Consider the following 21297-nt stretch of genomic DNA (forward strand, 5'->3'; position numbering starts at 1 on the left):
CCGTCTGAAATTTTTCAGACGGCCTTTTTTTGATGTCCCAATCTTTATCGTTTCAAAGCCAAAGTCAATACGCCTGCGGTTACCAAGCCTAAGCCTATCCATTCCTGCGTACTTGGGCGTTCGTCTAAGAATACGACGGCCATCAGGGCGACCAAGACCAGGCTGAATTTATCGACGGGGGCGACTTGCGAGGCGTTGCCCAGTTGCAGGGCTTTGAAGTAGGCGAGCCAAGATGCGCCGGTAGCGAGGCCGGATAGGATGAGGAATGTCCAGTTGCGGCCGGTAAAGCCGTTTACGCCCTGCCATTTGCCGGTGTAGGTTAAAAACAATACCAAAGCGGCGAGGATGACCAAGGTGCGGATAAAGGTGGCAAAATCGGAATCTATTCCTTGTAAACCCATTTTGGCGAAGATGGCGGTCAATGAGGCAAAGCCTGCCGATGCCAATGCCCAAAACAGCCATGCGTTGCTGCTCATGTTTTTTCCTTTTATTTTGAATTGTTGACAATATGAATCCGCTTGTTGATGAAATATCGAAATTTTCACTGCGGTTTATTCTTGGAAAACGTTATAATAGAACGAATATTCTTTTTCTTCCAGCCGTCTCTTGAGATTGTTTCAGACGGCCTTCCCTCACTCAATAAAGGAAAATCATGAGCTTCAAAACCGATGCTGAAATTGCCCAGTCTTCCACCATGCGCCCGATTGGTGAAATTGTCGCCAAGCTGGGTTTGAACGTTGACAACATCGAGCCCTATGGCCATTACAAAGCCAAAATCAATCCTGCTGAAGCATTCAAGCTGCCGCAAAAACAAGGCCGTCTGATTTTGGTTACTGCCATTAATCCGACTCCTGCGGGTGAGGGTAAAACCACCGTAACCATCGGTTTGGCGGATGCATTGCGCCATATCGGCAAAGATTCTGTTATCGCCCTGCGCGAGCCTTCTTTGGGACCGGTGTTCGGCGTCAAAGGCGGTGCGGCAGGTGGCGGCTATGCCCAAGTTTTGCCGATGGAAGACATCAACCTGCACTTCACCGGCGACTTCCACGCCATCGGCGCGGCGAATAACTTGCTCGCCGCCATGCTCGACAACCACATCTATCAAGGCAACGAGTTGAACATCGATCCGAAACGCGTGCTGTGGCGTCGTGTGGTCGATATGAACGACCGTCAGTTGCGCAACATCATCGACGGCATGGGCAAACCTGTTGACGGCGTGATGCGTCCCGACGGTTTTGACATTACCGTTGCGTCCGAAGTGATGGCGGTATTCTGTCTTGCTAAAGACATCAGCGATTTGAAAGAGCGTTTGGGCAACATCCTCGTCGCCTACGCCAAAGACGGCAGCCCCGTTTACGCCAAAGATTTGAAAGCGAATGGCGCGATGGCGGCATTGCTCAAAGATGCGATTAAGCCTAACTTGGTACAAACCATCGAAGGCACTCCGGCCTTTGTACACGGCGGCCCGTTTGCCAACATCGCCCACGGCTGCAACTCCGTTACCGCCACCCGCCTGGCGAAACACCTTGCCGATTACGCTGTAACCGAAGCAGGCTTCGGCGCGGATTTGGGTGCGGAAAAATTCTGCGACATCAAATGCCGTCTGGCGGATTTGAAACCTGATGCGGCTGTTGTCGTGGCCACCGTCCGCGCGTTGAAATACAACGGCGGCGTGGAGCGTGCCAACCTCGGCGAAGAAAACCTCAACGCTTTGGCAAAAGGTCTGCCTAATCTCTTGAAACACATTTCCAACCTGAAAAACGTATTCGGCCTGCCTGTGGTGGTTGCCATCAACCGCTTCGTGTCCGACTCTGATGCAGAATTGGCCATGATTGAAAAAGCCTGTGCGGAACACGGCGTCGAAGTTTCCTTGACCGAAGTGTGGGGTAAAGGCGGCGCGGGTGGTGCAGACTTGGCGCACAAAGTCGTCAACGCCATCGAAAATCAACCGAATAACTTCGGCTTTGCCTACGATGTTGAGTTGAGCATTAAAGACAAAATCCGTGCGATTGCCCAAAAAGTGTACGGCGCGGAAGATGTTGATTTCAGCGCGGAAGCGTCTGCCGAAATCGCTTCACTGGAAAAACTGGGCTTGGACAAAATGCCGATCTGCATGGCGAAAACCCAATACTCTTTGAGTGACAACGCCAAACTGTTGGGCTGCCCCGAAGGCTTCCGCATTACCGTGCGCGGTATCACTGTTTCCGCAGGCGCAGGCTTTATTGTTGCATTGTGCGGCAATATGATGAAGATGCCGGGTCTGCCGAAAGTTCCGGCTGCCGAGAAAATTGATGTGGACGCAGAAGGCGTAATTCACGGCTTGTTCTGATTTAGATTGAAATTGAAATAGATTAAGGCCGTCTGAAACGAGGTTTCAGACGGCCTTTTATAATTTAAGTGAATTTCAACCGGCTTTTTAAGAAATTGAAGAAATTGTCTATCATGTCGAACATCGTATTGCGGTCTTCGCCAAACAAAGAAATGCTGCGGTCTTTGCTGATTCTGTCATAAGCGGCAAAAATGGTTTTCAGCTCTTCTGTGGTTAAACGCAGTTGCTTTTCATGCAAGATTCGGCTTAAGAGGGTTACTTCTACTGGGTTCAAATCAGGGAAAAGGTGACTGAACCACAGTTCCATGGTGTATTGGACGGATCTGTTGATTTTGTCTCTTTTTTTGCTTTCTTGAGCTGTGTGCATCCTGTAAGACAACAAAGATTCGGGCAGGTTGGCAAAGGTTTTGCCATGTAGGGCGCATTGTACCCACATATGGAAATCGGGAGCGGTTTCTGTCGCGGTGTAGTTTATCCCAAGGTTTTTAATGCTATCGTGCCGCCACATGGTGGTGGGGTTGAACATGTTTTGGGCGGCAAAGGAGAGAAAGGCTTTAATGTCTTTGTCGAGCAGGGGGAGGTCGCTTAAAACGGGTTCTCTTCCGGTTTGGTCATCAAAAAAGATGGTGGCTTGGCTGCCGACAATATCGATTTCGGGATGGCTGTCTAAGAATTGAATTTGTTTTTCAAAACGATCCAAGGCGCAAATATCGTCCGCGTCCATTCGTGCCACATATTCGACTTCTACGTCTTTGAGCATATCCATGGCAAATTGGCAGGCAAACGGCTCACCCCTGTTTTCCGGAAGGTGGAAAACCTGCAAACGTGAATCTTTAGCTGCGTAAGCTTCGAGGATTTCTCCGGTTTTGTCTGTTGAAGCGTCATTGATAGCGATGACGAAAAAGTCGCGGAATGTTTGATTCAATACCGAATCCAAGCATTCGGGCAAATAAGCTTCGGCGCAATAGGCCGGCAAAATAACGGCGAGTTTCATGTTTGCTTTCGATGTGTTTTGATGTGTGGTCGGTGGAAGATTTTACTATAAATTTCCCAAAAGCTAAGGCCGTCTGAAACCTTATTTTCAAGTTTCCAGACGGCCTTAGTGTGAATCCGAGATACGGATTATTTAACGATTTGGTTCAATTCGCCTTTGGCGTATTTGGTTGCCATTTTTTCCAAAGAAATCGGTTTGATTTTGTCGGCTTGGCCTTCGCAACCGAATGCGAGGTAGCGGTCAAGACAGATTTGTTTCATGGCTTCGACGGTTTTGCTCAAGTATTTGCGCGGGTCGAATTCGGATGGGTTTTCTGCCATGAAGCGGCGGATGGCACCGGTAGAGGCAAGGCGCAAGTCGGTATCGATGTTGACTTTGCGCACGCCGTGTTTGATGCCTTCGACGATTTCTTCAACCGGTACGCCGTAGGTTTCACCGATTTTGCCGCCGTATTCGTTGATGACTTTCAGCCATTCTTGCGGAACGGAGCTGGAGCCGTGCATCACGATGTGGGTGTTGGGCAGGGCTTGGTGGATTTCTTTGATGCGGTCGATACGCAATACGTCGCCTGTGGGCGGACGGGTGAATTTATATGCACCGTGGCTGGTGCCGACGGCAATAGCCAGTGCGTCAACACCGGTGTCTTTCACGAAACGTACGGCATCTTCAACGCTGGTCAGCATTTGGTCGTGGGAAAGTTTGCCCACTGCGCCGACGCCGTCTTCTTCGCCGGCTTCGCCGGTTTCGAGGTTGCCCAATACGCCGATTTCGCCTTCAACGGACACGCCGCAAGCGTGGGAGAAGTTGACCACGGTACGGGTGGCGTTGACGTTGTATTCGTAAGAAGAAGGGGTTTTGCCGTCTTCCATCAGCGAGCCGTCCATCATTACAGAGGAGAAGCCCAGTTGGATGGAGCGTTGGCACACATCAGGAGATGCGCCGTGGTCTTGATGCATCACGACAGGGATGTGCGGGAATTCTTCGACTGCGGCCAAAATCAGATGGCGCAGGAATGGGGCACCTGCGTATTTGCGTGCGCCTGCGGATGCTTGAACGATAACGGGGGCGTTGACTTGGTCGGCCGCCTCCATAATGGCGCGCATCTGTTCGAGGTTGTTAACGTTGAATGCGGGCAGACCGTAGCTGTTTTCGGCAGCATGGTCCAACAGTTGGCGCATGGATACGAGTGCCATGAGAAGCTCCTGAAGTAGTGAAGGGTAAATTTATCCGATAAATTATAATGTTTTTTGAAATGAAAGACTACAAGCTGTTACATTGTTTTTATATATTAACGAACAGGGTCTCGGTTTATAATGGCGTGGTATTGAAAACGGGTGTGCAAAATGGATAGGATTTCGGTGGCCGAGTGTGATAAGCCTTTGTTTCAGACGGCCTTGACGGTACAGGTGGGCGATGTGAACTATGGCGGCCATCTGGCGAACGATGCGGTGTTGCGTTTGTGCCATGAAGTACGGATGCGTTGGCTGGCGAAGCTGGGTTGGAGTGAAATGGATGCCGGTGGGGCTGGCCTGATTATGGCGGATGCGGCGGTACAGTATTTGGCGCAAGGTCATCATGGCGATGAGCTGTCGGTAGAAATGGGGGCGGCGGGCGTGGCCGGTGTGGGCTTTTCTTTGCTGTACCGTATCCTCAGGATTTCAGACGGCCTTGTGCTGGCGAAAGTGCAGACAGGCATGGTGTGTTTCGACTATGGCAAACAACGCGTCTGCCGTTTGCCTTCGGCATTGAAAACGGTATTGTAGTTCCTAATACCGGGAAAATTATTTCTGCTTACCCTGTAATAAAATAGATTAGAGATACATTATGAATCCAAAAATATGTCCGCGCTGCAACCAAGGAATATTGTATATTTTTAAATCAAAATACATTTTGAAAGAAATTATTCTATGTGACGAATGTGATGCCATGTGGTTAAAAGGAATGAAAATTACATATGGAGATTATGATAAAGATTTTTATAATTATGAAATATTTATGAATCAAAATGGCGTATCTTCTCCTTGGGAAGAGGAGAATATTTTTTTAACACCTTACTATGAAAATGAACTTTAACGCAGATAATTTTTGGCGCCGCCCTGCTGCCCGTCGAAGCCGGTTTCGGCTTTAAATCCGCCGGCAAAGAGCAAAACCAACACTACCGCCAAAGCCAACAAAGCAGCCTGAAAGCCGGCGGCAGCACCAACACCAATGCCCTGTTCAACGCACAGGTAGGGGCGTGCTGGGGCAGAATGCGGTGGAGAATAATGCCCTAGATTGGAGGCCGTCTGAAATGGCGGAATCAAACCATTTTGCGCTTCATCTTGAACGCTATCTGAAAACCTTGCTGCAACAAGGTAAGTCGCAGCATACCGTTTCCGCTTATCGGCGCGATTTGAGTGAATTGATGCGCCTGTTGCCCGATAATCTGAAAAACGGCCTGCCGATGCGCCGTGATTTTGTGGCGGTATTGAAAAAGCTGTCGCAAAAGGGTTTAAGCGAAAGCAGTTTGGCGCGGAAATTGTCGGCGTGGCGGCAGTATTGCAGTTGGCTGGTGCAGATAGAAGTCATGGAAAGCGACCCGACGTTTAATATGAAAGCGCCACGCCTGCCCGAACGCCTGCCCAAAGCGCTACCGCAGGAACCTTTAAACCATATCCTTGACCATGCGCCGGTTGATGACGAGTTGGATGTGCGCGATAAGGCCATGTTTGAATTGATGTATGGCAGCGGTTTGCGCCTGAGCGAGATACAAGGTTTGAATCTGGACGGTATCGTTTTGGACGAAGGTTGGGTCAGTGTGAAGGGTAAAGGGGGCAAGCAGCGGCAAGTGCCTTTGGTGGGCAAGAGCATTGCGGCATTGCGTGATTATCTGGCGGTGCGTATTGCCAAAGAGGGCGAGCAGGCCTTGTTCACTAATAAAAATGGCGGCAGGCTGGGGCAACGTCAAATCCAAAAACGCCTGCAGGCGTGGGCAGTGCGCGTGGGCAGCACCAGCCATATCTCGCCGCACATGATGCGCCACAGCTATGCAACCCATCTTTTGCAGGCATCGGGCGATATCCGTGCTGTGCAGGAATTGTTGGGGCACAGCAACCTTTCCGCTACGCAAGTTTATACAAAGCTGGACTTTGACCATTTGGCGCGCGTTTATGATGAGGCGCACCCAAGGGCGAAACGGAAAAAATGATTTTGTTTGAATCAGGCCGTCTGAAAGAATGTTTTCAGACGGCCTGATGTTTTATGGATAAAAAATACAGATGGTTTGAAACCATTTGAATTTTTATCGGTCTGATGAGGTTTCAATATTGGCCTGATGTGCGGATGGCATAAAGATTGTAAGAGTCGATGGCTTTTTTAATACCATTTATCTTTTCAGATGGCCGCTTGTTTGATAATATTAGTAATGAGAGCTAATATCATATTATGATATCCAGCCTTTAAAACAGCAGGTCTATAAACTTTCTCTATAAGCATTAATGCTTATTTTGACTGTAAAACGACTTGCAAACGGGAATTGTTGCTATTAACATAACGGAATTATGGATAAAAAACGAATTTTAACTCCAGCCGTCGTGACTTCCGTTGCGTTGATTCACGTCGGTTTGGTTGCACTTTTATGGCACGCGCACAAACCGCCTCCTGTCGAAATAGCGAATATTGAATTTGTCGATTTAGGCGATTTCGGCGGTGGCGACGGTAGTCCTGAGGGTGAAGGCGCACCTGCTGCCCCCGAGCCTGCCCCCGAACAACCGAAGCCAAAACCCAAACCTAAGCCTGTCGAGCCGCCCAAACCTGTTATCAAACCTGTGGTAACGAAAAAAGAAAAAGCGGATATCGTACAGCAAAAGGAAAAACCAAAACCTATCGAGAAACCTAAGCCCGAGCCTAAGCCGGAACCCAAACCTGAGCCGAAGCCCGAGCCAAAACCTGAACCAAAACCAGAGCCGAAGGCAGAACCTAAACCATCTCCTAAAGCATCTGAATCCTCAGGCAGCAAAACCGGGCCGAATACTGCTGAAAACGGTAAAGGCAACGGCGAAGGCAAAGCCTTGGGCGGAGAAGGGAAAGGCAACGGCGGCGGTACGAAAGGTACAGGCAGCGGCCGTGGCGAAGGCAGCGGATCCGGCAGCGGTGGTGCGAAAGGCGAACATGGTTCCGGTACCGGTGGCGGAGGTGGTGGTAGCGGTACAGGTGCCGGCAGCAGTAAAGGCAATCCGGCAAAAGGAACCTGCCATATTCCAAGACCTCCGTATCCTTCACTATCCACTGAAAATGGTGAAGAGGGCTTGGTTGTTTTGAAAGTCTTGGTTGGTCCCGGCGGTAAAGTGGATTCAATTAGTGTGAATAAATCAAGTGGTTATAGTCGTCTGGATAATGCAGCGCGTAAAGCCGTTAAAGATGGTAGCTGTCATGCAAGTGTTTGGACTGAATTTAAAGTACCTGTCAAATTCACGCTTGAATAAGTATCTAGGCCTAAGCTGATTGATTAGAAAATATATGCTGTTGGGAAATAATTTTAAATGACCCGATAGAAATTTTAATTTTATTTTTAACTTGGAAAAATTATGGATTTAAGTTTAGTTTTCAAATCAGGTGATGTGGTACTGATTGGTGTATTTGTCCTGATGTTGTTGATGAGTGTGGTGACTTGGAGCGTCATCGTGATCCGCTGCATAAAATACCGCAAAGCGAAAAAAGGCAATGCTCAGGTAAAAGAGTTGATGCTGAATGCGTTTACGCTGGCTGACGCCGTACAAAAAGCCAAAGCGGTAGAAGCACCGATGAGCAATGTTGCCGATGAGTCTCTGCGCGCATACCAAAACTACCGTCAAACGACAAGCAAATCGCTGATTGACGAATTGCCTTTGAACGAATACTTGGTCGTTCATATCCGTAACAGTTTGGCTCAAACCATGCGCCAGTTTGACTACGGTATGACTGCTTTAGCCTCTATCGGCGCAACCGCTCCGTTTATCGGTCTGTTGGGTACTGTTTGGGGTATTTACCATGCCCTGATCGGCATCAGCGAAAGCGGTCAAATGAGCATTGCTGCGGTAGCCGGTCCGATTGGCGAGGCTTTGGTATCGACTGCTGTCGGCCTGTTTGTGGCGATTCCGGCCGTATTGGCGTACAACTTCCTCAATCGCGGTACGAAAACCATCGCGCAAGATATGGACGCATTTGCACATGACCTGCATGTCCGCCTGCTGAACCAAAAGGATTAAACCATGGCTTTCGGATCAATGAATTCCGGCGATGATGCGCCGATGTCGGATATCAACGTTACGCCTTTGGTGGACGTGATGCTGGTGTTGCTGATTGTATTTATGATTACCATGCCGGTGCTAACCCACTCGATTCCTTTGGAGTTGCCGACTGCTTCGGAAAAAGCGGCGAAAGAGGATAAGCAGCAGCCTAAAGATCCTTTGCGTTTGAGCATTGATGCCAGTGGTGCTTATGTCGTTGGCGGCGATTCTGATGCCAAAGTGGATTTGGCAACGGTAACTGCCAAGCTGAAAGAAGCCAAAGCGAAAAATGAAGATGTGATTGTGGCGATTGCGGCGGATAAAGCGGTTGAATACGATTACGTCAACCAAGCCCTGCAAGCGGCGCGCGAAGCCGGTATCAGCAAAATCGGTTTTGTAACGGAAACCAAAGCGCAGTAATCTTTTGAACACAGTCAAGGCCGTCTGAAATTTGAGTAAAGTTTCAGACGGCCTTTTGTTGTATTTGGTAACTATATGTCCAGGCTGTATAATTAGCGGATTAAATTGAATAATGACAATACAGGAACCACTATGACAGAAACCATCGAACGCGACAGTATGCAATACGATGTCGTGATTGTCGGCGCAGGCCCGTCGGGTTTGTCTGCCGCCATCAAACTCAAGCAGCTTGCCGAAAAGAATGGACGCGAAATCAGCGTTTGCGTGGTGGAGAAGGGTTCGGAGGCCGGTGCGCACTCGCTTGCAGGCGCCATTATCGATCCGATTTCTTTGAATGAGCTGATTCCTGATTGGAAAGAAAAAGGCGCGCCGCTGACGCGTACAGTAACGAAGGACAGGGTTTTGTTCCTGACCGAGAAAAAAACCTTCAACCTGCCGGTTACCCCGAATTTCGACAACCATGCGAACTATATTGCCAGCTTGGGCGAAGTTGTCCGCTGGCTGGCAGAGCAGGCGGAAAATTTGGGCGTGGAAATCTATCCGGGCTTTGCCGCCGCCGAGGTGCTGTATCACGAAGACGGTTCGGTCAAAGGCATTGCGACCGGTAATATGGGTGTGGGCAAAGACGGCGAACCGACCGATTCATTCCAGCCCGGCATGGAGCTTTGGGCGCAACAAACCCTGTTTGCCGAGGGCTGCCGCGGCTCGCTTTCCAAGCAAATCATCGAACGCTTCCAGCTCGACCAAAACAGCGAGCCGCAAACTTACGGCTTGGGCATCAAAGAAATTTGGGAAGTGCCGTCTGAAAAACATCAGCCCGGTTTGGTCATGCATAGCGCAGGCTGGCCGCTCGACAGCAAAACCTACGGCGGCTCGTTTATTTATCATTTTGACGAAAACAAAGTCGCTGTCGGCTTTGTGGTCGGTTTGGATTATCAAAACCCTTATCTGTCGCCGTTTGAAGAGTTCCAACGTTTCAAAACCCATCCGGAAATCCGCAAAACCTTTGAAGGCGGCCGCCGTATCGCGTATGGCGCGCGTTCGCTGATTGAAGGCGGTTTGCAAAGCCTGCCGAAACTATCGTTCAAAGGCGGCGTTTTAATCGGCGATGCGGCAGGTTTCCTGAATATGCCGCGCATCAAAGGCATCCATACGGCCATGAAATCCGCCATGCTCGCCGCAGAAGCTGTGTTCCCTTTGTTGGAAAACCTTGAAGAAGTGGAAAGCTTCGACAGCGGCAAAGAGGCGGCCGATTATCAGCAACGCTTTGAACAAAGCTGGCTGTATCAAGAGCTTTACGCCGCGCGCAATGTCCGTCCGTCATTCAAATGGGGCGTTTACCTCGGCTCAATCTATACCGGCATCGACCAGATGATTTTCAGAGGCAAAGCCCCGTGGACTTTGAAACATCACGGCAAAGACAACGAGCAGCTCAAAAAAGCCGCCGCGTGCAAGCCGATTGATTATCCGAAACCCGACGGCGTGTTGACCTTCGACCGCTTGAGCAGCGTTTTCCTTGCCAACCTTGCGCACGAAGAAAACCAGCCCGACCATTTGGTGCTGAAAAATCCGCAGGTCATGATAGACGTAAACTACAAAGAATACGCCTCGCCCGAAACCCGCTATTGTCCGGCAGGCGTGTATGAAATCGTCGAAGAAAACGGCAGCCCGCGCCTGCAAATCAACGCCGCCAACTGCGTACACTGCAAAACGTGCGACATCAAAGACCCGACGCAAAACATCACTTGGATTTGTCCCGAAGGCGCAAGCGGGCCGAATTACGGCGGAATGTAATTGACTGTTTGAAGTCAAAACCTAAAGACCGTCTGAAAAATTTCAGACGGCCTCTATCCTATTATTTCATCAATGGACGCATTATGAACACACGCATTTGGCAGGCAGGCCGATTTGAAATCGCCTTGGACAAACCGAAAATCATGGGCATCGTCAATCTGACCCCCGATTCATTATCCGATGGCGGCACCTATTCGCAAAATGTCTCAACAGCATTGGCACATGCCGAGCAGCTGCTGAAAGACGGCGCGGATATTCTCGATATCGGCGGCGAATCTACCCGTCCGGGTGCGGATGATGTTTCTCTCGAAGAAGAATGGGCCAGGGTGCAGCCGGTTTTGGCGGAAGTGGCCAAGTGGAGTGTTCCCGTCAGCTTGGATACACGCCACACGGCGATCATGGAAAAAGCCTTGGCACAAGGCGGCGTCGATATTATCAACGATGTTGCCGCATTGAGTGATGAAGGCGCAGTCGCCTTGCTGGCGCAACAGTCGAAGACAGGCGTGTGTCTCATGCACATGCAGGGTTTGCCTAAAACCATGCAGCTTAATCCGCAATATCAAGATGTCGTCGAAGAGGTCGCGCGTTATTTAAAAGCACGCGCGGCAGAATGCGTTCAAGCAGGCATTGCCCCTGAACGCATCACGCTCGACCCCGGCTTCGGTTTCGGCAAAAACCTGCAACACAACATCACCCTGATACAACATTTGCCTGAGTTGATGGACGCAACCGGATTCCCCCTTCTGATCGGCATATCGCGCAAAAGTATGATTGGTGAGCTGACAGGCGAACAAGATGCCGCCAAACGTGTACACGGCAGCGTCGCAGCCGCTTTGGCCACTGTCGCCCGAGGTGCGCAAATCATCCGTGTTCACGATGTCAAAGCAACGGCTGATGCTTTGAAAGTTTGGGAAGCATTGGGCGTATCGGCATAATGCCCGAATAGAAAACCAACAAGCCGTCTGAAACATTTGCCCGGCATCTTGAACAAGCAACAAGTTATGCTATAATCCGCTTCTACTCTTGACGGGTCTGTAGCTCAGGGGTTAGAGCAGGGGACTCATAATCCCTTGGTCGTGGGTTCGAAACCCACCGGACCCACCAAATATTAAAAATGCCCGAGTCTTTTGGCTTCGGGCATTTTTGTATTCATTGGTTTGTGAAGGGTTGGAATATAATGTCGAGTATAGCAATTTGGTTATGTCGTCCAATATATTTTTTAGGAAAAATTCTTTTTAAAAAAGAAGGAGTAGTTTGGTGGAGTTATTGCCTTATTTTCTGTTTTGTTTAATATTTTTGTATTTTATTGCAATTATAATTAATTCAGTAATGGTATATAAAATATTAAAATCAGAAGGGGTGGATATAGGTTTTTTTGAATATCTATTTATTGGAAGTATGCAATTTAAATTTTTCAGAGTGCTGTTTGGAATACAAAAAATATCCAATAAATTTTATTTGAAAATATTAAGAATAAATTTTACGGTTGCTATGATTATTCTTATTTTATGGTTTTCTGTTGTCTCATATTTGACGTATTCAGTATAAAAATTAACCTATCAAATGAAAGTCGTTTATTTAAGCTCTGCAGGGTTTTTTTATAAATTAATGCCGTCTGAAAATCTTAATTTCAGACGGCATTGTTTATTTTTCCGAGTAATACCACATGCGCCTATATCGAAAGGCTGATGATTATTTCGATATAGCTGGACTGTTTTTCAGACGGCATGAAGACTTAATCAACCATTCGGCTTATTTCGTTGATGGGGATACGCGGGGTATAGAGTATGTCGTAGGTTGGTTTGTCCAAAAGATCTTGCAGGGAGTATTGATCTAAATGGTTGAAGAAGGCTTTGATGGCGCCGGTAATGATGCCGGTCAGTCGGCAGGATGGGGTGATGAGGCATTCGTTGTTATCGCCCATGCATTCGACAACTTGCATCGGCTCAAGATGGCGAACAACTGCGCCGATGTTGATTTTTTCAGGAACATCCGCCAGGCGCAAACCGCCGCCTTTGCCGCGCACGCTGACCAGAAATCCGCCTTTGACTAATGAGGTAACCACTTTCATTAAATGGCTTTTGGAAATATTGTAAGTCTCGGCAATGGTGCTGATATTGACGAGGGTGTCATCATTGATGGCGGTATAAACCAATACGCGCAATCCGTAATCGGTATGTTGGGTCAGATACATGGCTGGCTCTTTAGATATTTTTATTATATGTCAAAAGGGTAGTGTTTGATAAAGGGCTGTTTGACTTTATGTGGGGTTGGGTTTCATAATATCTGAAACATTTAAATTAATCCAGTTTGACAGACTGTTGCCATTATAACGAACTTATGAAACCCTTGAAACGCCATCCTGCATTAATAGAACTTTCCCGTGAGCACCATGGCTCGCTGTCGTTGTGCGTCCGTCTCCTGCGTACGCCGGAGCAAAGCCATCAAGCAGAGCTGGATCCTCATTTTGCGGAGCTTGAGCCACATTTTTTGGAAGAGGAAACCATGTTTGCGCCGTATTGGGATAAAGTTGATCCGGCGTTGAGGCAGCGTTTTGAAGGCGATCATGCCAAGTTGCGTGCGATGATGGCTCATCCTGAATATGTGAATGAATCATGGAATAAGGATTTTGCGGTAACTTTGCGCGATCATGCGCGTTTTGAGGAGCGCGAGCTTTTTCCTGCGATTGAACCTTTTTTGCCTTTGCCTGAGAATGTGTAATAGGGCAGGGAATCGATGGCCGTCTGAAAAGTTTCAGACGGCCTCTGTTGCTGTTTTATGATGATATAAAAATTGAAGGAACCACCATGAACGATTTGTTCAAACATCCTGTATGGGCAATGGCCTTCCGCCCGTTTTACTCGTTGGCGGCTTTGTATGGCGCATTGTCTATACTGCTTTGGGGCTTCGGCTATCAGGGTACGCCTGAATTGCCGGGTTTGTATTGGCATGCCCATGAAATGATTTGGGGCTACGCCGGATTGGTTGTCATTGCATTCTTGCTGACGGCCGTGGCAACTTGGACTGGCCAGCCGCCCACGCGCGGTAAGGCGTTGGCAGGTTTGACCGCATTTTGGCTGCTTGCGCGTTTGTGTGCGTTTATTCCCGGCTGGGGTGCAACGGCAAGCGGCATATTCGGCACGATCTTTTTCTGGTATGGCGCGGTATGCATGGCTTTGCCGGTAATCCGTTCTCAAAACAAGCGTAACTATGTTGCCGTATTTGCTATTTTTGTTTTGGGCTGCACCCATTTCGCGTTTCATATGAAAATGCAGCCGTTTGATGCCATCGCACTTATGACCGGTTTGCAATCCGGTTTGATTATGGTGGCCGGTTTTATCGGTTTGATCGGTATGCGGATTATCTCGTTCTTTACGTCCAAACGTTTGAACGTGCCGCAAATTCCCAGCCCTCAATGGGTAGCGCACGCATCGCTTTGGCTGCCTATGCTGACCGCCATGCTGATGGCGCATAACATTTTGCCGGGACTGGCTGCGTTGTTTGCTCTGGCTGCCGGTGTGATTTTTACCGTGCAGGTGTACCGCTGGTGGTATAAAGCCGTGCTGAAAGAGCCTATGCTTTGGATTTTGTTTGCCGGCTATCTGTTTACCGGCTTGGGTTTGATTGCGGTCGGTCTTTCCTATTGGATTTCAAACTTCCTGAATTTGGGCGTGCACCTTATCGGCGTTGGCGGTATCGGCGTGCTAACTTTGGGCATGATGGCACGAACCGCGCTTGGCCATACCGGCAACTCCATTTATCCGCCGCCTAAAGTGGTTCCTGTTGCCTTTTGGTTGATGATAGCCGCAACGGTTGTCCGTATTTTGGCAACCTTTGTGAGCGGTACGGCATATACGCACAGTATCCGTTGCTCCGCCGCTTTGTTTGCCGCTTCTTTGCTGTTGTACGCATGGAAATATATTCCTTGGTTGATCCGTCCGCGTTCGGATGGTCGTCCGGGTTAACGGTTTGGCGAAATGAGAAGGCCGTCTGAAAAGTTTCAGACGGCCTTTATTATTGATAATAAAAAAGCCTTTCAGAATATGAAAGGCTTTTATTGAAATTATGGCCTCGCCAACAGGAATCGAACCTGTATTTTACGCTTAGGAGGCATACGTTCTATCCGTTGAACTATGGCGAGGCGGTAAAGGAGGGGATTTTAAACCTTTCCGGCAAGAAAAGACAATAAGCCGGCGGCAATCAAAGGGCCGACCGGAATGCCGCCGATAAAGGCAACGCCGATGACCGTGCCGATTAATAATCCGGTTACCAGAACAGGCTGTTCGCTCATCAATGGAACGCCGCGTCCGGCAAGCCAGGCAACCCAAATGCCGATAAGGACGGCGGCAATCATTTTGAAATTGATAAACTCGGAAACCGGCGGAATTTGAATTTTACCGGAAACCAGCGGGCTCAATACGCCGATGGTCAGCAGGATGATGCCCAGATGCAACCCGTGTTTTTCCACCAAGGGAAGATATTGCGACAAGGCCGTCTGCTGCATGAGCAGCAATACCGCTGCCGAAATCGTAATCGAGTTGTTGTTGCTGACGACGCCCAAAAAAATCAGCGTAACCAGAAACAAAGGGACAAAACTGAAATTCATCGGATTAAGATACTCGGGCCAAGGATTCTTTTGCCAGTTGGATCATAGCATCTTTGACTTCGCTGTCAGGCAACACGTCCAATGAAGCGATGGCTTTGTCGACGGCTTTTTTCGCTTCGGAAATTGAATACGGCAAAGCGTCGGAGTTGACGACATAGTCGTGGATTGTTTCAAAATAGCTGCGGTCGGCATTTTCCAAAGCGTGGCGGACATCGTTTGCTGCCTGCTCGGAGCCGTTTCTCATCAGGTAAATCAATGGCAGGGTAGGTTTGCCTTCTGCCAAATCGTCGCCGACGTTTTTGCCGATTTCTTCGGTTTCGCCTGAATAGTCCAATACATCGTCAATGATTTGGAAAGCCGTACCGACGTACATGCCGTAGTCTTTCAAGGCTTGCTCGTGTTCGGGGGTAGCCTTGCCCAAAATTGCGCCGACTTGTGCGGCCGCTTCAAACAGTTTTGCTGTTTTGTATTGGATAACTTGGACGTATTGCTCTTCGGTAATATCCGTATTGCCGATATTCATCAGCTGCATGACTTCGCCTTCGGCGATGATGTTGGTCGCATCTGCCATCACTTCCAAAATACGCATACTGCCCGAACCGACCATCAGTTGGAAGGCACGTGTATAGAGGAAGTCGCCGACCAAAACAGCCGCCGCGTTGCCGAAGAGGTTGTTTGCGGTTTTACGGCCGCGGCGCAAATCGCTTTCATCGACAACATCGTCGTGCAGGAGGGTGGAGGTGTGGATGAATTCCACCATCGCTGCCAGCGAGTACAGTTTTTCATCGTCATGCCCGACTGCTTTGCCTGCCAAAATGGTAATAATCGGACGCAGGCGCTTACCGCCCGCGCTGATGATGTATGTGCCGATTTGCGAAATCAGCGCGACATCGGATTGAACAGCTTGGTTGATGACCGCATTAACTTTGGCAAGGTCATCGGGCAGGTGGCGTTGGAAGTAAGGCAGGTTTTCGAGCATAAAACATTCTCTGTTGACAAAACGGAGCGGGGCTCCAATGAATCTGTTTAAACCCGTACATTCGGTCGGGGTAATAATGTTGCATAAAGATATCAGCAATCCAGCGCGTGATTATATCAGTTAAAAAGCATGCAACATATCTTTCAGATGGCCTTTTCACTTGTAAATAAAATAAATTTTGACAAAACAGGCAAATAGAAATAGAATAGCTCGTTTCGCACATGGTGTGCGGAAAGTTAACCTAATTCTCATGGAGTTGAGTATGTACGCGGTCGTAAAAACCGGCGGTAAACAATATAAAGTTTCCGTTGGCGAAAAATTGAAAGTAGAACAGATACCAGCCGAACTCGACAGCCAAATCGAACTGACTGAAGTTTTGATGATTGCTGACGGCGAATCTGTAAAAGTAGGCGCACCTTTTATCGAAGGCGCAAAAGTAACAGCTAAAGTCGTTGCTCATGGTCGTGGCGAGAAAGTACGCATTTTCAAAATGCGTCGTCGCAAACACTACCAAAAACGCCAAGGCCATCGCCAAAATTTCACCCAAATCGAAATCGTGGCAATCGCCTAATTTCAAGTAAGTTCAGGAGTATTACAAATGGCAAGTAAAAAAGCAGGCGGTAGCACCCGCAACGGTCGCGATTCAGAAGCCAAACGCTTGGGCGTTAAAGCCTACGGCAACGAGCTGATTCCGGCAGGCTCTATCATCGTTCGTCAACGTGGTACTAAATTCCACGCAGGTGACAACGTAGGCATGGGCAAAGACCACACTTTGTTTGCTAAAGTCGACGGTTACGTTGAATTCAAAACCAAAGGTGCGCTGAACCGTAAAACTGTCAGCATCCGTCCTTACACTGGTTCTGAAGAATAATCGTTTTACGATTGAAAGCCGTATTCCTTTTCGGAATGCGGCTTTTGTTTATTTGACTGTTTTGTCTGTTTGATAAAATCCGTATGTCGTGAAGCTTGATTTATATTAAGGCCAAAGTAAAAACGTGCTTACAATCGACGGTCTTTGTTTTATTCTATCGACTCTTTCTATATAATCTATCAAATGCCTTTGATTTACCCTCATGTAGCTAAACACAGTAAACTTAAGGCCGTCTGAAAAAATCCGTATCAGTTGAATACAAGGAATTCCTCCCATGAGCTTACACAGTGATATTCTCGTCGTCGGCGCAGGCCCTGCCGGATTAAGTTTTGCCGCAGAGTTGGCCGGAAGCGGTTTGAACATAACCCTGATTGAAAGAAGTCCTTTAGAAGTGTTGCAAAATCCGCCGTATGACGGCCGTGAAATCGCACTGACACACTTGTCGCGCGAAATCATGCAGCGATTGGGTATGTGGGATTTGATTCCAAAAGACGAAATTTATCCTTTGCGCGATGCCAAAGTGTTGAACGGTCATTCCGATTACCAGCTCCACTTCCCGCAACCGACTCAGGCGCGCGGCGAGCCTGCGGACTGCTTGGGCTATTTGATTTCCAACCACAATATCCGCAAAGCCGCTTATGAAGTCGTGTCCAAATTGGACAACGTGAAAATTCTGACCGGCACCAATGTTAAAGAAGTCAAAACTTCTGACGATGAGGCGCAAGTTATTTTGGAAAGCGGCGAAGTATTGACCGGCCGTCTGTTGTTGGCCGCGGATAGCCGCTTCTCGCAAACGCGCCGTCAATTGGGCATTTCTTCCGATATGCACGATTACAGCCGCACCATGTTTGTGTGCCGCATGAAGCATACCCTGTCCAACCTGCATACTGCATATGAATGCTTCCACTACGGCCGCACCATTGCGTTGCTGCCTTTGGAAGAGCATTTGACCAATACAGTGATTACGGTGGACAGCGATAAAGCCGAAACGATTAAAAATATGTCGCCGGAAGAATTGGCAGCCAGTGTGAAAGAACAACTCAAAGGCCGTTTGGGCGATATGGAATTGGTCAGCACCATTCACAATTATCCTTTGGTCGGCATGATTGCCCAACGTTTCTACGGCAAACGCAGCGCGTTGATCGGCGATGCCGCAGTCGGTATGCATCCAGTTACTGCGCACGGTTTCAACTTGGGTCTGGCAAGTGCTGATCTTTTGGCTAAATTGGTTCTTGAAGCCGAGCAACGCGGTCAGGATATTGGTGCGAAGAGCCTGCTGGAAAAATACAGTACCAAGCATATGCTCCACGCGCATCCGATTTACCACGGCACCAATATGCTGCTGAAACTCTTTACCAATGAAACCGCTCCGGCGAAACTGCTGCGCGGTTTGGTATTGCGTGCAAGCAATAACTTCCCGCCGCTGAAAAAACTGATTACCAAGCAATTGACCGGTTAATCATTTGAAAACATAAAAGGCCGTCTGAACGATTACAGTTTCAGACGGCCTTGTTTTTTATCTACTGCTTATTCGGCTAAAACCGATTCGGGCATTTCTTGACGGACGTTTAAGGAAGTCAGTTTTTTGGTCAAGATGCTCAATACTATGCCGTAGGCAGGCAGGAAGAAGAGTGTGCAGATGGCGAGTTTGAACAGATAATCGACAAATGCGATGCCCTGCCAGTTTGCCGCCATAAATTCATCGTTGCTGGCATAAAAGGCAACGGCGAAAAACACCAGCGTGTCCAAAGCATTGCCGACAACGGTGGAAGCGGTGGGGGCAATCCACCATGATTTCAGACGGCGTAATCTGTTGAATACGAAAATATCGAGGATTTGCCCGAGCGCATAGGCGGAAAAGCTGGCCAATGCGATACGGCCGACGAAGGTGTTAAATTCGGCTAAAGATGCCCAGCCTGTCCAGTTGCCGTCATGAAAGAGGACGGAGAAGACGTAAGAGAGCAGTAGGGCGGGGAACATTACCCAAAAAATAATCCGTCTCGCCAACGGTGCACCGAAAATGCGCACGGTCAGGTCAGTAGCGAGGAAGATAAAGGGAAAGGAAAATGCGCCCCAAGTGGTAAAGATACCGAAAATTTGAAAGGGGAACTGCACTAGATAGTTGCTGGCCGCAATAATAAAAATATGGAAAAGCACCAGCCAGAAGAGCGCTTTCTTCTGCTGTGCGGCGGTAAATTCGTACATGGGAATCTTTCGGAAGTTTTTCAGACGGCATGAAGCCTAGCGAGACTGTGCAATAAATAAAGTTGCGCAATAAAAAGGGCGCTAGGCCGTCTGAACGGGATTATTGTGCATCATGCTCAAACAGGCGTTTGCGTGCCAAAGCTTCAAACTCTGTGCCTGCTTTGCCGTAGTTGGCAAACGGATGAATGGCGATGCCGCCGCGCGGTGTGAATTCGCCGAATACTTCGATGTATTTCGGATCCATCAGGGCGATGAGGTCTTTCATGATGATGTTGACGCAGTCTTCATGGAAGTCGCCGTGGTTGCGGAAGCTGAAGAGATAGAGTTTCAGTGATTTGCTTTCCACCATTTTGATATGGGGGATGTAGCGGATGTAGATGGTGGCAAAGTCGGGCTGGCCGGTCATCGGGCAGAGGCTGGTGAACTCGGGGCAGACGAATTTGACGAAATAGTCGTTGTCGGGGTGTTTGTTGTCGAACGCTTCCAAAATTTCAGGCGCGTATTCGCTTGGGTATTGGGTTTTCTGGCTGCCCAAAAGGGAGATGCCTTGCAGCTCTTCGTTGTTGCGGGACATGAGGTTTCCTTAGTTTTTTAATGTGGGAGGTTTTCGAACCACGGGGTGCGGATTGTAATATAAATTGCATGACTTGTGCGGATTTTATAGCGATGAATCAGCAGGATAGGTTTCAGACGGCCTGTTTTGTATTTTATGAAACCTGTTTTCCGCTTTACAATAGCAGTCAATCAACAGGCCGTCTGAAAGTTTTGTATGTCTTTAGCCCAACCCAAACGTATTCTGATCATCAAATTGCGCCATCATGGCGATGTGCTGCTGAGCACGCCGGTGGTCGATGCGCTGAAAACCCGTTTCCCCGATTGCGAAATCGATATGTTGGTGTATGCCGGTACGGAGCAGCTGATTGCCGATAATCCGCAGATTGCGCAGATTTTTACCATTGATCGAAATTGGAAGAAACTGGGCGTATTCAAGCAGTTGACGTGTGAGAAAAACCTTTTTTCAAAGCTGAAGGCGCGCGATTACGACTGGGCTTTCAACCTGTCCGACCAATGGCGCGCGGCAATAATCGCCAAACTGTGCGCCCGTTGCAGCGTGGGTTTTGACTGCATCAAGCGCGACGGTTTCTGGTGGCGTTTCTGTCATGATTTTATCAACCATGAGCTGGCTACCAGCCATCATATCGTTGAAAACCAATTGAATATCCTTGCGCCGCTTATCCAGCCGGAAGACGTGGCCGATGCGAAGGTACGTCTTTGGGTGGCACAAGATGCAAGGGAAAGCATGCAGCAGAAATTGCGTGAGCAGGGGTGGAGCGGCGAAGATTATGTGTTACTGCACCCGGGTGCGCGTTGGCATTTCAAATGTTGGGAAGACGGCAAAAACGCCGCCATCGTACAGCTTCTGCTCAACAGCGGGCAGAATGTCGTATTGACTGCTTCTCCCGACACTGTCGAGCAATACATGCTTCAGGAAATTATAGGCCGTCTGAATATTCCGGAGGGTAGAAAAGTATATGTGTTGTCCGGATGCTTGAGCCTGCGTGAATTGGCGGCGGCCATTGAGGGAGCGAAGCTGTTTGTCGGTGTCGATTCCGCACCGATGCACATCGCCGCTGCTTTGGATAAACCGCAAATCGCTTTGTTTGGCGCGTCATGGGTGGATAAATGGCGTCCGTATTCCGAGCATGCGGAAGTCATTTATGCCGGCGATTATGCCGAATTGCCGCATCCTGACAGTATCGATACCAACGATCCGACACGTTTGTTGAAAGCGATTCCGTTACAGGATGTGTGGGACAAAATTTCAGCCAAATTGGAGGCGTTGGAGGCTTAAA

At 48.7% G+C, this 21297-nt stretch carries 24 protein-coding genes, 2 tRNA genes and 1 riboswitch; of the genes, 16 read left to right on the plus strand and 10 right to left on the minus strand.

Annotated features, from left to right (window positions below; translation table 11 throughout):
* Positions 1-44 precede the first annotated feature (44 nt).
* Positions 45-476, minus strand: a complete 432-nt coding sequence (locus HMPREF3047_RS03005) for an EamA family transporter (RefSeq protein ID WP_003680126.1) — start codon at positions 474-476, stop codon at positions 45-47.
* A gap of 176 nt (positions 477-652) precedes the next feature.
* On the opposite strand from HMPREF3047_RS03005, the gene HMPREF3047_RS03010 reads away from it, so the two are divergent.
* Positions 653-2329: a formate--tetrahydrofolate ligase gene (locus HMPREF3047_RS03010; RefSeq protein WP_070712154.1), complete on the plus strand. Its 1677-nt coding sequence runs from the start codon at positions 653-655 to the stop codon at positions 2327-2329.
* Between the two features lie 64 nt (positions 2330-2393).
* Here the strand turns inward: HMPREF3047_RS03010 and HMPREF3047_RS03015 are convergent, their stop codons facing one another.
* The gene (locus HMPREF3047_RS03015; RefSeq protein WP_070712155.1) at positions 2394-3323 is read right to left on the minus strand and encodes a glycosyltransferase family 2 protein; all 930 of its coding nucleotides are present in this window, start codon (positions 3321-3323) and stop codon (positions 2394-2396) included.
* Between the two features lie 128 nt (positions 3324-3451).
* Entirely contained in the window at positions 3452-4516 is a 1065-nt protein-coding gene (gene fba, locus HMPREF3047_RS03020; RefSeq protein WP_070712156.1) for a class II fructose-bisphosphate aldolase, read from the minus strand.
* A gap of 150 nt (positions 4517-4666) precedes the next feature.
* Here fba and HMPREF3047_RS03025 point away from each other — a divergent pair, with 150 nt between their 5' ends.
* Positions 4667-5086, plus strand: coding sequence for an acyl-CoA thioesterase (locus tag HMPREF3047_RS03025; protein WP_070585078.1), 420 nt, complete (start codon positions 4667-4669; stop codon positions 5084-5086).
* Positions 5087-5147: 61 nt separating this feature from the next.
* Entirely contained in the window at positions 5148-5396 is a 249-nt protein-coding gene (locus HMPREF3047_RS03030) for a hypothetical protein (protein WP_003680115.1), read from the plus strand.
* Here HMPREF3047_RS03030 and HMPREF3047_RS03035 read toward each other — a convergent pair.
* Positions 5393-5626, minus strand: a complete 234-nt coding sequence (locus tag HMPREF3047_RS03035; RefSeq protein ID WP_070712157.1) for a hypothetical protein — start codon at positions 5624-5626, stop codon at positions 5393-5395. The genes HMPREF3047_RS03030 and HMPREF3047_RS03035 overlap by 4 nt on opposite strands.
* On the opposite strand from HMPREF3047_RS03035, the gene HMPREF3047_RS03040 reads away from it, so the two are divergent.
* The 7 genes from HMPREF3047_RS03040 (at position 5614) to HMPREF3047_RS03070 (ending at position 11887) form a co-directional block, all read left to right on the plus strand.
* Positions 5614-6510, plus strand: a complete 897-nt coding sequence (locus tag HMPREF3047_RS03040; protein ID WP_070585070.1) for a tyrosine recombinase XerC — start codon at positions 5614-5616, stop codon at positions 6508-6510. The two genes, HMPREF3047_RS03035 and HMPREF3047_RS03040, sit on opposite strands and share 13 nt — an antisense overlap.
* A gap of 352 nt (positions 6511-6862) precedes the next feature.
* The gene (locus HMPREF3047_RS03045; protein ID WP_049328853.1) at positions 6863-7786 is read left to right on the plus strand and encodes an energy transducer TonB; all 924 of its coding nucleotides are present in this window, start codon (positions 6863-6865) and stop codon (positions 7784-7786) included.
* 102 nt (positions 7787-7888) lie between these two features.
* Positions 7889-8548 carry a MotA/TolQ/ExbB proton channel family protein gene (locus tag HMPREF3047_RS03050; RefSeq protein WP_049328854.1) on the plus strand — a complete coding sequence of 220 codons (660 nt, stop codon included), beginning with the start codon at positions 7889-7891 and terminating at the stop codon, positions 8546-8548.
* 3 nt (positions 8549-8551) lie between these two features.
* Positions 8552-8989: an ExbD/TolR family protein gene (locus HMPREF3047_RS03055; protein ID WP_003748410.1), complete on the plus strand. Its 438-nt coding sequence runs from the start codon at positions 8552-8554 to the stop codon at positions 8987-8989.
* Positions 8990-9121: 132 nt separating this feature from the next.
* Positions 9122-10783 (plus strand): electron transfer flavoprotein-ubiquinone oxidoreductase, encoded by a 1662-nt coding sequence (locus HMPREF3047_RS03060; protein WP_070585067.1) that lies wholly within the window; start codon positions 9122-9124, stop codon positions 10781-10783.
* Between the two features lie 83 nt (positions 10784-10866).
* Positions 10867-11718 (plus strand): dihydropteroate synthase, encoded by an 852-nt coding sequence (gene folP / locus HMPREF3047_RS03065; RefSeq protein WP_070585065.1) that lies wholly within the window; start codon positions 10867-10869, stop codon positions 11716-11718.
* Positions 11719-11811: 93 nt separating this feature from the next.
* A tRNA-Ile gene (locus tag HMPREF3047_RS03070) sits at positions 11812-11887 on the plus strand.
* A gap of 631 nt (positions 11888-12518) precedes the next feature.
* Here HMPREF3047_RS03070 and HMPREF3047_RS03080 read toward each other — a convergent pair.
* Complete coding sequence (locus HMPREF3047_RS03080) at positions 12519-12977, minus strand: RrF2 family transcriptional regulator (protein WP_049348753.1); 459 nt, start codon at positions 12975-12977, stop codon at positions 12519-12521.
* A gap of 146 nt (positions 12978-13123) precedes the next feature.
* On the opposite strand from HMPREF3047_RS03080, the gene HMPREF3047_RS03085 reads away from it, so the two are divergent.
* Both HMPREF3047_RS03085 and HMPREF3047_RS03090 read left to right on the plus strand, forming a co-directional pair.
* Entirely contained in the window at positions 13124-13504 is a 381-nt protein-coding gene (locus tag HMPREF3047_RS03085; protein WP_070712158.1) for a hemerythrin domain-containing protein, read from the plus strand.
* Positions 13505-13590: 86 nt separating this feature from the next.
* The gene (locus tag HMPREF3047_RS03090) at positions 13591-14748 is read left to right on the plus strand and encodes an NnrS family protein (RefSeq protein WP_070712159.1); all 1158 of its coding nucleotides are present in this window, start codon (positions 13591-13593) and stop codon (positions 14746-14748) included.
* A gap of 101 nt (positions 14749-14849) precedes the next feature.
* On the opposite strand, the gene HMPREF3047_RS03095 is transcribed toward HMPREF3047_RS03090, so the two are convergent.
* The 3 genes from HMPREF3047_RS03095 to ispB all read right to left on the minus strand — a co-directional run bounded on the left by HMPREF3047_RS03095 (position 14850) and on the right by ispB (position 16368).
* Positions 14850-14924 (minus strand) — tRNA-Arg (locus HMPREF3047_RS03095).
* Between the two features lie 18 nt (positions 14925-14942).
* Positions 14943-15389 (minus strand): DUF441 domain-containing protein, encoded by a 447-nt coding sequence (locus HMPREF3047_RS03100; protein ID WP_070712160.1) that lies wholly within the window; start codon positions 15387-15389, stop codon positions 14943-14945.
* Positions 15390-15393: 4 nt separating this feature from the next.
* Positions 15394-16368, minus strand: coding sequence for an octaprenyl diphosphate synthase (ispB, locus tag HMPREF3047_RS03105; RefSeq protein WP_070712161.1), 975 nt, complete (start codon positions 16366-16368; stop codon positions 15394-15396).
* Positions 16369-16630: 262 nt separating this feature from the next.
* Here ispB and rplU point away from each other — a divergent pair, with 262 nt between their 5' ends.
* The 3 genes from rplU (at position 16631) to ubiM (ending at position 18698) form a co-directional block, all read left to right on the plus strand.
* Complete coding sequence (rplU, locus tag HMPREF3047_RS03110; RefSeq protein ID WP_002216394.1) at positions 16631-16939, plus strand: 50S ribosomal protein L21; 309 nt, start codon at positions 16631-16633, stop codon at positions 16937-16939.
* A 27-nt stretch (positions 16940-16966) separates the two neighbouring features.
* Positions 16967-17239 carry a 50S ribosomal protein L27 gene (gene rpmA, locus HMPREF3047_RS03115; RefSeq protein WP_002212328.1) on the plus strand — a complete coding sequence of 91 codons (273 nt, stop codon included), beginning with the start codon at positions 16967-16969 and terminating at the stop codon, positions 17237-17239.
* 274 nt (positions 17240-17513) lie between these two features.
* A complete protein-coding gene (ubiM, locus tag HMPREF3047_RS03120; RefSeq protein WP_003680095.1) occupies positions 17514-18698 on the plus strand; it encodes a 5-demethoxyubiquinol-8 5-hydroxylase UbiM in 1185 nt (394 codons plus the stop codon).
* A gap of 68 nt (positions 18699-18766) precedes the next feature.
* Here the strand turns inward: ubiM and HMPREF3047_RS03125 are convergent, their stop codons facing one another.
* Together HMPREF3047_RS03125 and queF are read right to left on the minus strand one after the other, a co-directional pair.
* On the minus strand, positions 18767-19444 hold the full coding sequence (locus HMPREF3047_RS03125) for a 7-cyano-7-deazaguanine/7-aminomethyl-7-deazaguanine transporter (protein ID WP_070585051.1): 678 nt from the start codon (positions 19442-19444) through the stop codon (positions 18767-18769).
* Between the two features lie 100 nt (positions 19445-19544).
* Complete coding sequence (queF, locus tag HMPREF3047_RS03130; protein WP_070585049.1) at positions 19545-20018, minus strand: preQ(1) synthase; 474 nt, start codon at positions 20016-20018, stop codon at positions 19545-19547.
* Positions 20019-20021: 3 nt separating this feature from the next.
* Positions 20022-20066: riboswitch (PreQ1 riboswitch) on the minus strand.
* A gap of 147 nt (positions 20067-20213) precedes the next feature.
* Here queF and rfaQ point away from each other — a divergent pair.
* Complete coding sequence (gene rfaQ / locus HMPREF3047_RS03135; RefSeq protein WP_070585046.1) at positions 20214-21296, plus strand: putative lipopolysaccharide heptosyltransferase III; 1083 nt, start codon at positions 20214-20216, stop codon at positions 21294-21296.
* The last annotated feature ends 1 nt before the right edge of the window (position 21297 follow it).

This window comes from Neisseria sp. HMSC075C10, assembly GCF_001815615.1.
In the GTDB taxonomy this organism is placed as follows: Bacteria; Pseudomonadota; Gammaproteobacteria; order Burkholderiales; family Neisseriaceae; genus Neisseria; species Neisseria subflava_A.